The organism is Ensifer sp. LC11, assembly GCF_001695835.1.
GTDB lineage: Bacteria > Pseudomonadota > Alphaproteobacteria > Rhizobiales > Rhizobiaceae > Ensifer.
This window is the reverse complement of sequence record NZ_MBSO01000073.1, coordinates 158,408-173,455: the sequence shown is the minus strand read 5'-3', so window position 1 is coordinate 173,455 and position 15,048 is coordinate 158,408. Positions and strand designations below refer to the sequence as shown.

The window sequence follows — 15,048 nt, the reverse complement described above, 5'->3', positions numbered from 1 at the left end:
GCGGTTGAGATTTCTGGTGTAGACTACTCCCGTTATCTCATGGTGCGCAGAACCGAAAGTGCCGATCCTAAGCGGCGCCTCCAAGCACAAGGATCAGACGATCGTCTGGTCCATCTCGGCCGCCGGCACCTCGTCGACGCGGTGTATACGCACGACCGTTGCCGGCACGCCCGCGACCGTGGTGCGCGGCGGGATCGGCTTCAACACGACGCTGCCGGCCGCGACCTTGCTGAAGGCGCCGACCTCGATGTTGCCGAGGATCTTGGCGCCTGCGCCGATCATCACGCCACGGCGGATCTTCGGGTGCCGGTCTCCGGTTTCCTTGCCGGTGCCGCCGAGCGTGACATCCTGCAGGATCGAGACCTGGTCTTCGATGACCGAAGTCTCGCCGATGACGATGCCCGAGCCATGGTCGAGCATCACGGCCTGGCCGATGCAGGCGGCCGGATGAATGTCAGGGCCAAAGACGAGCGACGCGAGGTTCGAGAGCCAGTTGGCGACCTCTCTGCGGCCGTCGAACCAGAGCTGGTGGGCGGCGCGATAGATCTGCAGCGCCTGGAAACCCTTGAGATTGACGAGCACGTGCAAGAGGCCTGGGCAGGCAGGATCACGCTCCAGCACCGCCTGAAGGTCTGCTTCAGCGGCAAGCATGATGTCAGGGTTCGCAGCGAAAATCTCCGACAGCAGTGCCGCAAGCGATCGTTCCTCGACGCGTGCTACCGAGAGCGGGGCGGCGAGAACGCCTGCCAGCAGCTCGGCATTGGACCCGGCATCGGTGACCAGCGTAAGCGCCGGTGCCATGACCGGTTCTCTTGCCGCAAGCGCGCGTGCTTCCGCCCGGACAAGGCTCCAGACCTCGCCATCGGCAAGCGGCTCGGCGAGGGCACTCGCGTACCGTTGCGTCTCATTCAATGCGGTCATGGCGCACCTGTTATCCGGCGATATCGACGACGCCGCAGTCGCCCGCGGCCGAGCCGAAGGCGAGCTGGCGGCCATCCTTGTTCCATGCCATGGCGGTGATCGCGCCCTTGCCGGGGCGGCGCAAAAGCACCTCCTTGCTGTCGGCAAAGCGCGCACCGAGGATCATGCCGTCCTGATAGCCGATGGCGACGATGTCTTCGGCCGGGTGGCAGCAGACGGCGGTCACCATGATGTCGGCGCGGGTGCCGAGTTCGAGCGGCGCCTTGCCCATCGGCCCGTCCTTGCCCTGGAAGGGCCAGACGATGGCGGCCGGTGCGCCTGACGAGGCAAGCCACTTGCCCTTGGCCGACCAGGAGAGCGACTTCACCTTCGCCGGGTAGCCGGTCATGCGCATGTGGCGCGCTTCGGCGCCGGGCTTGGCATCGAGCTTCCAGCCATGCAGCGCGTTTTCCTGCATCGTGGTGACGAGGAATCGGCCATCGGGCGAGAAGGTGACGCCGGTGTGGGCACCCTTCCAATCAAGATCGATCGGCTGACCGGATGTGCCGACCCAATGCATCGACACGCCGTTGTAGCGCGCTGCAGCGACGCGAAGGCCTTTCGGCGCAAAGGCGAGGCCCTCGACCGTACGTTCCTCGGCGAATTCCTTTGTGGTGCCGTCGGCGAGCCGCACATGGGTGGTCTTGCCATAGGCATAACCAACAGACCCTTGCGGACCGGCGGCAACCTGGGCAATCCACTTGCGCGGCGCTTCGGCCACCAGCACGGTGGTCCCGTCCGCGGACGTGCGCATGACCTTGCCGTCTTCGCCGCCGGTCAGCAGCGTGTCGTTCGCGTCGTCGACGACGAGCGACAAGAGGCCCTCATGGACCTCCGTCGTCTTGTGGCCAAGGTCGAGGCGGTGGATGGCACCGGTGGCTTCAGCGAAGAAGGGGACACCTTTGAGAAAGGCCACGCCGACGACGTGACCTTCGAGATCGAGGGGAGCGACAGTCGGCATCAGTTCGGCTGCGCCTCGCAGGCTTTGAACGTACGCTCGAGCTTCTCGCGGTCGAGATCGCGGCCGATGAAGACGAGACGGCTCTCGCGCTTCTCGCCGTCCTTCCAGGCGCGCTGGTGATCGCCTTCGATGATCATGTGCACGCCCTGGACGACGTAGCGCTCAGCGTCACCCGCAAAGGCGATGATGCCCTTCAGGCGCAGGATGTTCGGGCCGTCCGTCTGGGTGATCTTCTGGATCCAGGGGAAGAAGCGGTCCGGGTTCATCTCGCCGCCGCGCAGCGAGATCGACTGCACCGTCACATCGTGGATCGGCGAGGGGGCATCGTGGTGATGATGATGGTCGTGATCGTGATCGTGATCGTGGTCATGATGATCGTGATCATGGTGGTGGTGATGGTCGTGACCGCAGTCCGGGCCGCAGACGTGATCATGGTCGTGATCGTCCTGGTCGAGGAAATGCGGATCGTTTTCGAGCGCCCTTTCGAGGTTGAAGGCACCCTGGTCTAGAACCTTGGCGAGATCGATGTCCGAGCGCTGCGTACGGTAGATGCGGGCCGACGGATTGATGACGCGCACGGTCGCTTCGATGCGCTCCAGCTCCTCGGGCGTGACGAGGTCGGTCTTGTTGAGCAGCACGACATCGGCAAAGGCGATCTGGTCTTCGGCCTCGCGGCTGTCTTTCAGGCGCAGCGGCAGATGCTTGGCGTCGACCAGCGCAACGACGGCATCGAGCTCGGTCTTGGCGCGCACGTCGTCGTCCATGAAGAAGGTCTGGGCGACCGGCACCGGATCGGCAAGGCCGGTGGTCTCGACGATGATCGCATCGAAGCGGCCGGGGCGGCGCATCAGGCCCTCCACAACGCGGATCAGGTCGCCGCGCACGGTGCAGCAGACGCAGCCGTTGTTCATCTCGTAGATTTCCTCGTCGGATTCCACGATCAGGTCGTTGTCGATGCCGATCTCGCCGAACTCGTTGACGATGACCGCGTATTTGCGGCCATGGTTCTCGCTGAGGATGCGGTTCAAAAGCGTTGTCTTGCCGGCGCCGAGATAGCCGGTGAGCACGGTGACGGGGATCGGCTTCTGCGGGGATGTTTCGGTCATGGGAACCTCTGGGATTTCCGGATGCGGGCGGGCACCCTAGTCGCGTTTCATATAGGAGATGCGGCGACGATGCGCAAATGGCGCCGGCGAATTTGCCGGTAGCGGGGCCATGACCACTGCCGGCCCGATAACCGTCCTTTCATGAAAATCGGCGAGAGTGCGGGCACATCGAAGGGGTTCCAGCGTGAAGACGATTTCCATCAACGGCCGGTTCCTGACCCAGCCGCTTACCGGCGTGCAGCGCTTCGCCCGCGAGATGACCCGGGCGCTCGACGCGCGCATCGCGTGCGGTGCCGTGCCGCATGCGCTGAAAGACGTGCGCTGGCGGCTGCTTGCTCCGGGGAAGGCGGCTGACGATCTGGATCTCAAGGCAATTTCGGTCGAACGCTTCGGTACCGGACCCGGCCATGTCTGGGAGCAGGGACCGCTCTACTGGCGGGCGCGCCGCGACACGCTTATCGGCTTCGGCGGCAGCGGCCCGGTGCTGCACGGCAATCAGGTGGTGGTGATCCACGACGTCACCCTCTTTCGCCATCCAGCCTCCTTCGGCCGCGGCTACCGGCTGTTTCATGGGGCGCTCGGATATGTGCTTTCCCGGCGGGCAAAGATCGGCACCGTCTCGAACTTTTCGCGCCGGGAACTGGCAGAGGTCTTTCGCGTGCCGGCTGCCGGCATCGACGTCATCTACAATGCGACCGATCATTTCGCAGCACTTCGGCCGGATGAAGGGATCATCGCGCGATTGGGGCTCAGCGATACGCCGTTCTTCCTGTTGGTCGGCACGCTGAAGCCCAACAAGAACGTCGAGTTCGCGGTCAAAGCCTTCGAGGCGTTTGGTGGCGGCGACCACAAGCTCGTCGTTGTCGGCGGCACCGATCCGTCGGTGTTTCGCGACATCGCCCCGACATCGAAGGGCAACCTGATCTTTCCCGGTCGCTTGACGGACGAGGAGATTGCCGGGCTGCAGCGTCAAGCCGTCGCCTTCGTTTTTCCCAGCCTCTACGAAGGCTTCGGCATTCCGCCGCTCGAAGCGATGACCCAAGGGTGTCCGGTGCTCGCCGCCGATATCCCGCCGGTCCGGGAGGCCTGTGGCGACGCGGTCCGCTATTTCGACCCGTTGAAGACGGAGGCCCTGGTCGAGGCGATGCGGATGATATCTGCCGACGGGGGCCTGCGTGCCGAGTTGACGCGCGCCGGTACAGACAACGCGAAGCGCTTTTCCTGGGATGGAAGCGCTGTCGTGCTGCTGAACCTGCTGGCAGCCGGCCGGCCGGCTTAGCCCGTGGCCGCGACGGCGGCGGAAGCCATCAAAGGTCCAGCATGCGAAGCGGATCCATCCGGCCGCGCAGCAGATCGAGAAACGCGATGGTGTTGCCCTTGAGACGGCCACGCCGGTCGACAAGGCCTTGCGGCTTGAGGCTGCCGGCGAGATTAGCGGCGATGTTGCCGCCCATCAGGCGCAGCGCCCATTTCAGGCTGACCGTGCCCTTGCGGAAGAGATAGAGCGGGTTGGCAACCTGCGAGTATCCGAACCGAAGCCCCGAGGTCCGGCCGCGCTTGTTGCCGAGATGCACGCCGCGCAGCGCCGACGATTTGACGATGCGGCCGTAGCGCGCGAGGCGGCGGCAGAAATCGACGTCTTCCTGCCAGCCGTAGAGCGGCAGGCGCTCGTCGAAGCGGGTGCCGGCCGCCGCAATGGCCGAAAAGCGGAAGACCATGTTGCAGCCATAGGCGTTGTAGACCGGTGTCGGCAGGCCGTCTGCGACTGTCGAGCCGTCTCGCCTCAGGATTTCCAGGCCGTCCTTAACCGCTATGCCCGGGCCGTGAATACCGTCGGCAAGAACAAGCCCCGTTGCGACGACGATATCGGGCGCCGCCTCGAACAGCTTCAAGGCCTGCCGGAGAAAATCTCCACGCAGTAGGAAGTCGTCGTCGAGAAAGACAAGAAGGTCGGCATCCCCGATGGATGCGAGAATGGCGTTTCGCTGTTTCGTCAGCCCGCGCTCACCCTTGACGATGGTGACCGGGATGGGCAGCGTCCGAGTGAAGGCCTCGTCGACATCGTCGGGCGCGCTCGGGCAGACAAAGATCGCGTCCGGCCGGCGCTCCTGCAGCGTCAGGTGCAGCAGGGTTTCGGAAAGGACCTCGCGGCGGCCCGCGGTGGCTATGCCGACGACGATGTTCATGAGGTGCTCCCCGCTTGTTTCGGCGGCGATCTAACCGGAAATTCGTGCAGTTTTTCTTAGCAGCTAGGCGGCGTCGGTTCGCGGAGCCCGCGTCATCAATCGCAACTGGTTGAGTGCCAGCAGGCAGAGAAGGCCGCCAACGACGATGCCGGCACCGATCGTGACATAGCTCGCCTCGCGGGACAGGGAAAAGGCAAGGGCGGCGGCGCAGAGCCCGGCAGCGGCCAGGAGTACCGGTGGCCAGGTGAGGTCGAAGGCAAGCGAGGCCATCAGTCGCAGGCCGACAAGGGCCGCAAGGATGGCTCCGATGGCGCCACCGCCAGCGAGAGCCGCATCATTCGCGCCAAGCAGCTCAAGGGCAATGAGGGCGCCGAGACTTAACAGCACGCAATCGACGACGGCGAGCAGCAGGATCAGCGCAAGGCGCTGCTTTAAGTGCAGCGGCGTCGGCGACATGATCTGCGTCAGCGTGCGCACAAGCGAAAGCACGATGATGGCGGGCGCGGTCGCGAGGAATCCCTCCTGCAGCTCCGGGCTGATGACGAGCCACGTGGCCGGCAGGAGGACGGCGAAAATGCCGGCGGCCATCATCAGCGCGAAGCTCGTCAGCAGTGCGTAATATTGGCCGAGCTGACGCCGCAGGCTTGCGCGATCTTCACCCCGGTCGTGTGCGGCGACGATCTCCGGATACTGGATCGCCTGCAGCGCAGAAACGATGAGCACGAACGGGCGTTGCAGGAGGTCAAGCGCGAGAAGCGCGCCCGCAGCGCCCGTCGTTCCGAGCGCCGATGTCAGGATCGCTTTCAGCGCCAAAGGTGCGAACATCGCGGCCGTCGCGGCGCCGGCCGAGACGCTGCCATAGACGAGATGCTTGCGCACCCGGGCTCTGTCGAGCGCCACGGCGGGGCTTGTGGCGGTGCGGTGCGAGAGAAAATATGCCAGAAGCCCGTAGGCGGCATAGCCGGCGAGAAGGCCCGTGACCGTCGGGAGAAAGCCTGGCGACACCAGCGCGCCGGCAAGCGTGCCGGTGGCAAGGATGGTCGCGCGCGAACCCTGCAGCACGGAGAAGGCCCGGAAATCCTGGCGGAACCGCAACATCGTCAGATGCAGGTCGCTGCCGCCCTGAGCGATCGAGACCAGACCGCCGACGAGCGCCACGACAGGCGGCACGCCGAAGAGCAAGGACGCGCCTGCCGCGACCAGGCAGAGGGCGGCGCAGGCCACGGTCTCGACCAGGATCGTGCGCCGTTCTGCCGCCTCGCTTGCCGCGTCCGGCCCCGGATAAAAGCGCGTGCAGGCAAACCGGACCCACTCGAAGGCGGCGATCGCCGCGAACTGGCAGATGGAGATGAACAGCGAGTAGCTGGCATAGTCGGCCGGCGCCAGCCAGTGGGCGACGACGATCAGCAGGCCGAAGGCGATGACGGCCTGGTAGAAATAGGCGCCGAGCGCAATGATCTTCGCCATGGGTTCTCTGCCCTACGCTTTCCGTTCGCGCATCTGATAGCGCAAAAGCGCAAAGAAAGTGTTTGCCGGGGCCGCCGTATCCGTTGTCAGCCGAGTTCGGCCGGATCGAAATCCCTGACATCTTCCAGCAATTCGAGAAAGCCTTTCACGGCATGGGCGATCAGCATCTCGCCGCGCGCCGCGGTCGCAACCGAGGCGTCGCCGGCGACGCCGTCGGCGTTGAGATCACGCATCTTCCAGCCGAAGGCGTGGGGACCGTAGGCGCGCAGGTGCTTGAAGCGCGCAGCAAATTCGCGCTGCCTGGAGGGGAAATGGCCCGCCTTCGTCATGTCGACCTTATCGGGATTGAGCGCCAGCATCACCGAGGTCTCGATGTCGCCGCCATGAATGTCGAGAGCCTTGTCCTCGGGCGAAATCCAGCCGTCCGGCTGGCCGAAGCGGGTCCAGCTTGTCGCAACCGCCAGGATGTCGAAGCGCACGCGCGCCTCTGTGGCGACGATCGTCATCAACGGCGAGTTGCCGCCATGGGCGTTGAGCATTACGAACTTGCGGATGCCCTGCTCATGGAGACTGGCGGCGATGCCGAGCCAGCGCTCGACCGCCTCGCCGTAGGCAAGCGAGCGGCTGCCGGCAACGTCCATGTGCTCGATCGAGTAACCGACCGGCTCGACCGGCAGGAAGGTGGCGGGGAGGTCCGTGGGCAGGGCGGCGATTGTTCGCTCGACGATGCCGCCGGCAATCAGCGTGTCGGTTTCGAAGGGCAGGTGGGGCCCGTGCTGTTCATGCGCGCCGAGCGGCAGCACCGCGATCCAGTCGCGCCGGGCGGCGGCTGGAAGATCGGTCGGATTGTCCTGCCATCGCGGCCTGGGCATCGACATTTCTCTTCGATCCTCCACGTCAATTGTCGTAAAATTGTTATTTGAGTCATACAGTTCGTAATCGCAAGCTGTATTGTTATAAGTGTGCGAGACGGGATTCGGCAGGAGGTCCAATGGGCAAGAAGAACAAGGCCGAAAAGAAGGGCAAGAACGGCAAGAAGAAGGACGAGTTCCTGGCCGATGAGCCGCACGATCTGGCCGCCATCCTCGTTCAAGCCGCGCGCTCCATGCGCACGGTGCTCTCCCGCAATCTGCTCGAAAGCGGCCTCTATGCCGGTCAGGACGGCGTGATGCTGGCGCTCGCCGAAACCGACGGCATGACCGCAGGCGGGCTTGCCACGAGGCTCGGGGTCAAGGCGCCGACCATGACCCGCACGATCGGCCGCATGGAGGCGCAAGGGTTTCTCGAGCGTCGCCCGGACGAGGACGATGCGCGGCTCACCAAGGTCTACCTCACCGAGCCCGGTCGCAACCGGCTGCAGATCATCGCCGAAGCTGGCCAGCACTCGGAAGCGCTCGCCACCCGCGGCCTGACCGACAAGCAGGTGCGCACGCTGATGAAGCTGCTGCGCGCCGTCGACAGCAATCTTCAGGCAGCGCGGGCGGCTGACTGACCTTCGTTCCCGCATATTGCAGCGGCGATTTAAACAGTTTAAATAGGTGTTTAAATTCCGGTACCCGCGTGTCCGTCGTGACGCATGAAGGTCGCCGGGAGTTTGCTGCATTGTCTCGAGCGGATCTGATCGCGGGATTGATGCGGTGAGGGGGCGAAACAGGGCTTACAGGGGGCATCGTGGCGCAAAAGGTCAAGCTATCGACGATCGCGGAAACGCTCGGTCTTTCGACGGCAACAGTATCTCTGGCCCTGCGTGACAGTCCCTTGGTGGCGACCGTCACCCGCGACAAGATCAAGGAGCAGGCCCGCGCGCTCGGCTACATCTACAACCGCCGCGCTGCCAGCCTCAGAACCTCCCGTTCCGGCATCATCGGCGTCGTCGTGCACGACATCATGAACCCGTTCTACGGCGAAATCCTGAAAGCGATCGAAGCCGAGCTCGACCGCGACAAGCAGACCTTCATTCTTTCCAACCACTACGATTCCGTCGACAAGCAGCGCGATTTCATCGAGACGCTGCTGCAGCTCGGTGGCGATGGCGTCATCATGTCGCCGGCCATCGGTACGCCGCTGGAGGACATCCAGCTTGCCGAGGACAACGGCATGCCGGCGATCCTGATCGCCCGCTCGATCGAGGGCGTGGATGTGCCGATCTTCCGCGGTGACGACGCCTACGGCATTTCGCTTGCGACCAATCATCTGATCGGCCTTGGTCACCGCTGTATCGCCATGGTCGGGGGCACCGACCAGACGTCCACCGGCCGCGACCGCTATCAGGGCTATGTCAACGCGCTGCGCAAGGCCAATATCGAGGTCGATCCGGAGTTGCGCATTCCCGGTCCCCGCACGAAACAGGGCGGCTTCGAAGCCGCGGTGCATCTGCTCTCCCTGCCGCAAAAGCCGACGGCAGTCGTCTGTTGGAACGACCTGGTGGCGATCGGCATGATGAACGGCATCGCCCGTGCCGGTCTCGTTCCCGGCGTCGACATTTCCGTCACGGGATACGACGATCTGGAAGAGGCTTCGATCGCGACACCGGCGCTCACGACTGTCTGGAACGGCCAGGCCGACGTCGGCCGAAGTGCGGCCCGCGCGCTTCTCGACAAGCTCTCCGGCAGCCACGAACCGGACGGCATCCATTTGATCAAGCCGGAAATGCGTATCCGGCAATCAACCGGTCCCTTGCGGGTCATCGCCTGAGGTCCTGCAACAGGGAATTCCACATGTCTGCCTCCCGCATTCGCGTTCTCGTGCCCGGAAGGATCAATCAACGGGTTCTCGACCGGTTGGCGGAGCAGTTTGAGATCGTCAGGATCGACAGTGCGGATCCGGCGCAAGTGTTGCCTGAGATGCGGGATGTGCGGGCCGTGGCCGTTGCAGGGCGGTTCCCTGGAACGCTGATGGATGCCCTGCCGCAGCTTGAGGTCATCGCCAATTTCGGCGTCGGTTACGACGGCGTCGAGATCGGTCATGCGGTGGCTAAGGGCATCGTCGTCAGCAATACGCCCGATGTGTTGACCGAGGAAGTGGCCGACACGGCCATCGGCCTGCTGCTCAATACGGTTCGTCAGCTCCCGCAAGCAGAGCAATGGCTGCGTCAGGGGCGCTGGAAGCGCGAGGGTGCGTTTCCGCTCTCGCCGCTGTCCCTACGCGGGCGTACTGTTGGCCTCTACGGTCTCGGTCGCATCGGGCTTGCGATCGCCAAACGGCTTGAAGCCTTCGGCGTCTCGATCGCCTATCACACGCGCAGCCCGCGCGAAGGCTTGCCCTACGCCTTTCATCCGACGCTCGTCGGGCTGGCCGCGGCCGTCGATACGCTTGTCGTCATCGTGCCTGGCACCGAGGCGACGAAGCATACGGTCAATGCGGAAGTGCTTGCGGCACTTGGCGGCAACGGGGTGCTGATCAATGTCGGGCGCGGCTCGACAGTCGACGAGGCGGCGCTGATCGAGGCGCTTCAGAGCGGCGTGATTGCCGGTGCAGGGCTCGACGTTTTCGAGAACGAGCCGCAGGTGCCAGATGCGCTGATGGCGTTTGCGAACGTCTCGCTGCTGCCGCATGTGGCCTCGGCGTCCGTGGTCACACGCAATGCCATGGCCGATCTCGTCGTCGACAATATCGAGGCCTGGTTTGCGACCGGCAAGGCGCTGACGCCGGTGCCGGAAACGCCGTTCACGCGGCGCGCGGTCTGACACGGGACACCGCAGCGCTGGTACGCGAAGTAACGAAGATTGTCAGGCTGCCAGCCGTGCGGCGGCATAGGTTCGAACCGCATCGCCGAATGCCTTGAAGAGGCTGGCCGAGGGCGTGTCGGTGCGCACCCAATATTCCGGATGCCATTGTACGCCGACGGCGAAGGCCTTGGCGCCGATCACCGAGACCGCCTCGATCGTGCCGTCGTCGGCCACCGCTTCGATCGCCAGACGCGGCGCAGTGGCGGCGATTGCCTGGCGATGCAGCGAGTTGACGCGGATGCGCCCAGCGCCGAGCACCGGCGCGAGGCAGCTTCCTTCCTTGACGATGACGTCCTGACGGATCCCATAGGCGACGTCGAGTTCCTTTACGTCAGGCTTGCGGTGATCCCATATACCCGGCTGGTCCTGGATCTCTGTGGCGAGCGTACCGCCGAGCGCGACGTTCAGTTCCTGGATGCCGCGACAGATGGCGAGCAGCGGCACGCCGCGCTCCAGCGCTCGGGTGATGAGCGGCAGGCTGGTTGCGTCGCGACCGGGATCGAAGGGACCATCGCTCTCCCTGGCTTCACGGCCGTAAAGCGACGGGTGGACGTTGGAGCGGGCACCGCTCGCGAGCACGCCGTCGACGCGATCGAGGATCTCATCGATGTCGTTGCCGGTTTCGAGCGCGGGTATCAGAAAAGGCATGACGCCTGCGCCTTCGACAGCGGCGCGGACATATTGATGAGCAACGACATGCCAGACATTGCCGTCGAATTCGCGGAAATCGCAGGGGATGGCAACGACAGGTTTCGACATCATCAAGCTCCGTAAAACGCTTGAGAAAAGCCTTGCCTTCAGATGTGGATGAAAGTCAACTGAGAAGGTGGTGACGGCGAATGCTGCGTCGATCCGGGATGGAGGAGCGGCAGGCACGATCCAGAAACAGCAGGAAATCGCAGGTAATTCTTCAAGAACGGGTAACCATCTGAAGCGCAAGTTTGGGATCGCTTGCGGGCATCGCAGAATTGCCGAAGTTGTGGTTGAGCCCATTGAGTGTGCGGATACCTATGCTTGGTTGCGGAAACCGAGTATTGTTCCGCGCGGTTCGCACTACTGAGTTGAACTCTTGGGCGATACCGCGCCCGGCCCGTGATTTTTCTGCAATTCGATACTTTTTTCGGGGCGTTAGACGAAATATTTCGTTAAGTCATCACCCCTAACAATCCGGTAAACCGGAGCTTGGTTCATGATGCGACTTGGACAGAGCGCTCTTCCGACTGACGTGTATCTGTCATCCGTGAGCTCGCTCTACGAACATCGCAAAACGCTGGTGATCGGCATGCTGTCGCATGTCGTGACGTTCCTGCTCGTCTACCTGAAAACCAGTGACCCGCTCTATCTCATCTGCTCCGGTGCGATCTTTGTGCTCTGGGCACTGCGCAATCTCGACATGGCGCGGTTCGACCGGCAGGATTTCTCGAATGCCGATCGGGCGATGGTGCGCCGATGGGAAAACCGCTACATCGTCGGCGGCGTCAGCGTCACGCTCACCTGTGGCATTGCCTGCGGCTATGCGATTGCGGTCAGCAAAGATTCCTTTTCCGAGCTCGCCACCATATCGGTAACGCTCGCGTCGATGATTTCGCTCGTCGGGCGAAACTACGGCTCGGAGCGAGCCGTGCTGCTGTTGTCATCGTCGGCATGCCTGCCAATCGTCTTTGGCCTGATCACGCTGCAGGACGCGTTCATGCTGGCGCTTGCCGTCCTGATTCTGCCCTTCATCCTCTCCACCTGGATGATGGCCAACAACGTGCGCGCCTTTCTCTATGAGAACGTGCTGGCGGCGCGCGAGATCACAACCATCGCCGGCCAGTTCGATACGGCGCTCAACAACATGACGCATGGGCTGTTCATGCTCGATGGCGACGGCCGGGTCGTCGTTGCCAATGAGCGTGCCTGCGAATTGCTGGCGCTTGGCGACCGGACAGAACTGAAGGATTGGCTGCTCGAGGACGTGCTCCGCCGCGGCGCGCGGCGCATGCGGCTCGACACGGAGAAAACCCGGGCGATTTCGCGCCAGCTCGATCTCCTGCTCAAGGGCAAGCGTCCGCAGGTGCTGATCCCGGTCAGTGAGGAACTGCATCTCGAGTTCTCCGCGAGCCGCCGCGATAACGGCGAGACGGTGCTGATCTTCGAAGATGTCACAGCACGGGTGCAGGCGGAAAAGCAGATCCTGCATATGGTGCGCTTCGACAAGCTAACGGAACTGCCGAGCCGCGACTACTTCGGCGAACTGGTTCTGGCGACGGTGAGTGCTGATGACAAGGAGGACCGGCTCGTCGGTCTGATGGTCCTCGACGTCACCGAGTTCAAACACGTCAATGACATGCGTGGCCACATCGTCGGCGACAAGCTCTTGCAGGCGATCGCCGGCCGGCTGAAGGCGCTCGCCGGGGATGAGGCGATCGCTGCGCGGCTGATGGGCGACGAGTTCGTGGTGTTCTTCCCGAACAGGGCTGACCTGGTCGACCTGGAAGAACGGATGCGAGGGCTTCACGCCGATCTGCGCGGTACCTATGAAGCCAGTGGCTTTACTTTCAACATGACGATGAGTACGGGCTTCGTCATCACTCCGAGCGCCGACCTGCGCCTGGAAGATCTGCAGATCAAGGCGGACCTGGCGCTTTCGGAAACCAAGCTGCGCAACCGGGGTGGCTGCACGGCCTTCGAAATCGAGATGGATGCCCGCTACGTCGATCGCCAGAAGCTGAAAGCGGATCTGCGCGAGGCAATCAATGCCCGCAGCCTGACGCTTTCCTACCAGCCGATGTTTGCGCCGAGCGGTGGCCGGGTCGAGTGCTGCGAGGCGTTGGCGCGCTGGACCCATCCGGAGCGCGGTCCGGTGCCGCCGAACGTGTTCATTCAGCTCGCCGAAGAGCTTGGACTGGTCACGGAAATCACACGCTTCGTCCTCGACCAGGCGTGCCGCGATTGCATGGACTGGCCGAACGACGTGTCCGTCTCGGTCAATCTGTCCGTGCTCGACCTTCGCAGCACCGAGATCGTGACGATGGTGACCGATGCGCTTCAGGCAACCGGCCTTGATGCCGCGCGGTTGCATCTGGAAGTGACTGAAAGCTGCCTGATGGACGAGCCGCTCAAGGTGCAGGCAATCCTGCGCGAGCTGCGCGGCCTTGGCATCACCATTGCCATCGACGATTTCGGCACCGGCTATTCCAGCCTTAGCTATCTCGATGCATTGCCGGTCGACATCATCAAGATCGATCGCTCCTTCGTACGCAATATCCGCGAGGATTCGCGACGCTTCAAGCTCCTGCGTGGAACGGCCAACCTTGCCCGGGCCCTCGGCCTGCGCATCGTCGTCGAAGGCGTTGAGACGGCAGATCAGTTGCAGCTCATCAACGAGCACAATTGTGCTGATTTGATACAAGGCTTCGTCTTTGCCGCTCCCATGCCGGCCTCGGCGATTGTGGCTCTCTGCAAGAATGGTGTGCCGAAACGGAGCACAAAACCATCGAGCAAGCGCATCGCTTGAACTCTCTCGGGCGCTGTTTTCGTCCCATTTTGCTACTGTCACGTTCAGCGTAACACATTGTAGCTTCAGCTTAAATTCGTCCAGAAACGACGCGCCTGTCCACGCATCGGCCGAATAATTGGCCAATTTTCATGGTTAACGAAAAGTTAACGGTGAACAGTTGCGTTTTGCGGTTGCCGCACCCTGCGCACTCAATAGGTTAACGATTTGTTAACCATGAGGTGTTGAGTATGGGTGAGATGAGTCACCAGGCGGAGCCTGGGCGTTTTTCTGAAAAACTGATGCAGTTGCTCGATCGTGTCGAATACCGGCGGGTCGAGACCGGCGAGGATATGGAGGACATCGCGCGGCTGCGCTATAAGTCCTACAAGTCCGTCAATCTGATGGAGCTGACCGGCTCGACGCTGATCGACGATCTCGACTTCGACAGCCACGCTTACGTCTTCGGCATTTACCTCGATGAGAGCCTTGTCAGCACGGTGCGCGTCCATCACGTCACGCCGGAACACCGTGCAAGCACCTCGGGCATGATCTTCGGTCCTGAGATCGACGCGTTCCTCGATGCCGGCATGGTGCTGGTCGACCCGGGTCGGCTGGCGGTCGATCCTGACGTTATCGGCGACGAGATGCGGGCGCTCCCCTACCTGACGCTGCGCCCGGTGGCGATGGCCTGCGAATATTTCTCCGCCGACCGTTGCCTGACGGCCTGCCGGCCCCGGCACACCGCCTTCTACAAGCGCATCTTCGCTTCCGAGACTGTTGTCGCCAAGCGCGAGAACCTTGGCGTCTACAACGCCGATGGTGCTCTGCTCGTCGCCCAGGTGAGGGGGCAGCGGCCGTCGATCCTTGATCGATACCCGATCTTTGATTCCGAACCCTTCGAGCGCCGCATGATGTTTGCTGACCGCAGCGAGGTGCCGTTCGCACCGCTGACGATTCTCCCGACCGCGCGCATGGCGCAGACCGGCTACGGCCGTTCCTACCGCACCTCCGTGTTCCGATAGGCGCCTGCAGTAACCTCGCCTGAGGCGGGCGCGCTCGTGCGCGCCGCCCTTGCGGCCAGGCGCGACATATCGCCCCATCAGGTACTGCTAAAGGACGGGTTTTCGTTGCGCCCGGCCCAAGCATTGTGTAAGGGCAG

13 protein-coding genes are annotated in these 15,048 nt (G+C 63.2%); 6 read left to right on the top strand and 7 right to left on the bottom strand.

Annotated features, from left to right (window positions below):
- Nucleotides 1-93 precede the first annotated feature (93 nt).
- From cysE to BBX50_RS28965, 3 genes are read right to left on the bottom strand one after another with little or no spacing between them, the layout of a single operon-like run.
- Nucleotides 94-921: a serine O-acetyltransferase gene (gene cysE / locus BBX50_RS28975; protein ID WP_065778735.1), complete on the bottom strand. Its 828-nt coding sequence runs from the start codon at nt 919-921 to the stop codon at nt 94-96.
- A gap of 10 nt (nt 922-931) precedes the next feature.
- Nucleotides 932-1,921 carry a WD40 repeat domain-containing protein gene (locus BBX50_RS28970; protein WP_065778734.1) on the bottom strand — a complete coding sequence of 330 codons (990 nt, stop codon included), beginning with the start codon at nt 1,919-1,921 and terminating at the stop codon, nt 932-934.
- Nucleotides 1,921-3,027 (bottom strand): GTP-binding protein, encoded by a 1,107-nt coding sequence (locus tag BBX50_RS28965; RefSeq protein ID WP_065778733.1) that lies wholly within the window; start codon nt 3,025-3,027, stop codon nt 1,921-1,923. Before BBX50_RS28965 ends, BBX50_RS28970 begins: the two co-directional genes overlap by 1 nt.
- A 184-nt stretch (nt 3,028-3,211) precedes the next feature.
- On the opposite strand from BBX50_RS28965, the gene BBX50_RS28960 reads away from it, so the two are divergent.
- Complete coding sequence (locus BBX50_RS28960; RefSeq protein WP_065778732.1) at nt 3,212-4,306, top strand: glycosyltransferase family 1 protein; 1,095 nt, start codon at nt 3,212-3,214, stop codon at nt 4,304-4,306.
- A gap of 28 nt (nt 4,307-4,334) precedes the next feature.
- On the opposite strand, the gene BBX50_RS28955 is transcribed toward BBX50_RS28960, so the two are convergent.
- The 3 genes from BBX50_RS28955 to BBX50_RS28945 form a co-directional block, all read right to left on the bottom strand.
- Nucleotides 4,335-5,213: a glycosyltransferase gene (locus tag BBX50_RS28955; RefSeq protein ID WP_065778731.1), complete on the bottom strand. Its 879-nt coding sequence runs from the start codon at nt 5,211-5,213 to the stop codon at nt 4,335-4,337.
- A gap of 63 nt (nt 5,214-5,276) precedes the next feature.
- A complete protein-coding gene (locus BBX50_RS28950; protein ID WP_065778730.1) occupies nt 5,277-6,680 on the bottom strand; it encodes a hypothetical protein in 1,404 nt (467 codons plus the stop codon).
- A gap of 86 nt (nt 6,681-6,766) precedes the next feature.
- Nucleotides 6,767-7,558, bottom strand: coding sequence for a creatininase family protein (locus BBX50_RS28945; protein ID WP_065778729.1), 792 nt, complete (start codon nt 7,556-7,558; stop codon nt 6,767-6,769).
- Between the two features lie 113 nt (nt 7,559-7,671).
- On the opposite strand from BBX50_RS28945, the gene BBX50_RS28940 reads away from it, so the two are divergent.
- The 3 genes from BBX50_RS28940 to BBX50_RS28930 all read left to right on the top strand — a co-directional run bounded on the left by BBX50_RS28940 (nt 7,672) and on the right by BBX50_RS28930 (nt 10,366).
- The gene (locus tag BBX50_RS28940) at nt 7,672-8,172 is read left to right on the top strand and encodes a MarR family transcriptional regulator (RefSeq protein WP_065778728.1); all 501 of its coding nucleotides are present in this window, start codon (nt 7,672-7,674) and stop codon (nt 8,170-8,172) included.
- A gap of 179 nt (nt 8,173-8,351) precedes the next feature.
- Entirely contained in the window at nt 8,352-9,374 is a 1,023-nt protein-coding gene (locus BBX50_RS28935; RefSeq protein WP_057254582.1) for a LacI family DNA-binding transcriptional regulator, read from the top strand.
- A 23-nt stretch (nt 9,375-9,397) separates the two neighbouring features.
- Nucleotides 9,398-10,366: a 2-hydroxyacid dehydrogenase gene (locus BBX50_RS28930; protein WP_065778727.1), complete on the top strand. Its 969-nt coding sequence runs from the start codon at nt 9,398-9,400 to the stop codon at nt 10,364-10,366.
- Nucleotides 10,367-10,408: 42 nt separating this feature from the next.
- On the opposite strand, the gene BBX50_RS28925 is transcribed toward BBX50_RS28930, so the two are convergent.
- Entirely contained in the window at nt 10,409-11,167 is a 759-nt protein-coding gene (locus BBX50_RS28925) for a gamma-glutamyl-gamma-aminobutyrate hydrolase family protein (protein WP_065778726.1), read from the bottom strand.
- A gap of 430 nt (nt 11,168-11,597) precedes the next feature.
- Between BBX50_RS28925 and BBX50_RS28920 the strand changes: the two genes are divergently transcribed.
- Nucleotides 11,598-13,907: an EAL domain-containing protein gene (locus tag BBX50_RS28920; protein ID WP_065778725.1), complete on the top strand. Its 2,310-nt coding sequence runs from the start codon at nt 11,598-11,600 to the stop codon at nt 13,905-13,907.
- A gap of 281 nt (nt 13,908-14,188) precedes the next feature.
- Nucleotides 14,189-14,911, top strand: coding sequence for a hypothetical protein (locus tag BBX50_RS28915; protein ID WP_244513243.1), 723 nt, complete (start codon nt 14,189-14,191; stop codon nt 14,909-14,911).
- The last annotated feature ends 137 nt before the right edge of the window (nt 14,912-15,048 follow it).

Excerpts from the sequence above, each read along its gene's own strand:
- cysE (WP_065778735.1), bottom strand. The coding sequence starts at position 921 with ATGACCGCATTGAATGAGACGCAACGGTACGCGAGTGCCCTCGCCGAG.
- BBX50_RS28970 (WP_065778734.1), bottom strand. The coding sequence starts at position 1,921 with ATGCCGACTGTCGCTCCCCTCGATCTCGAAGGTCACGTCGTCGGCGTG.
- BBX50_RS28965 (WP_065778733.1), bottom strand. The coding sequence starts at position 3,027 with ATGACCGAAACATCCCCGCAGAAGCCGATCCCCGTCACCGTGCTCACC.
- BBX50_RS28955 (WP_065778731.1), bottom strand. The coding sequence starts at position 5,213 with ATGAACATCGTCGTCGGCATAGCCACCGCGGGCCGCCGCGAGGTCCTT.
- BBX50_RS28950 (WP_065778730.1), bottom strand. The coding sequence starts at position 6,680 with ATGGCGAAGATCATTGCGCTCGGCGCCTATTTCTACCAGGCCGTCATC.
- BBX50_RS28945 (WP_065778729.1), bottom strand. The coding sequence starts at position 7,558 with ATGTCGATGCCCAGGCCGCGATGGCAGGACAATCCGACCGATCTTCCA.
- BBX50_RS28940 (WP_065778728.1), top strand. The coding sequence starts at position 7,672 with ATGGGCAAGAAGAACAAGGCCGAAAAGAAGGGCAAGAACGGCAAGAAG.
- BBX50_RS28930 (WP_065778727.1), top strand. The coding sequence starts at position 9,398 with ATGTCTGCCTCCCGCATTCGCGTTCTCGTGCCCGGAAGGATCAATCAA.
- BBX50_RS28925 (WP_065778726.1), bottom strand. The coding sequence starts at position 11,167 with ATGTCGAAACCTGTCGTTGCCATCCCCTGCGATTTCCGCGAATTCGAC.
- BBX50_RS28920 (WP_065778725.1), top strand. The coding sequence starts at position 11,598 with ATGATGCGACTTGGACAGAGCGCTCTTCCGACTGACGTGTATCTGTCA.
- BBX50_RS28915 (WP_244513243.1), top strand. The coding sequence starts at position 14,189 with ATGCAGTTGCTCGATCGTGTCGAATACCGGCGGGTCGAGACCGGCGAG.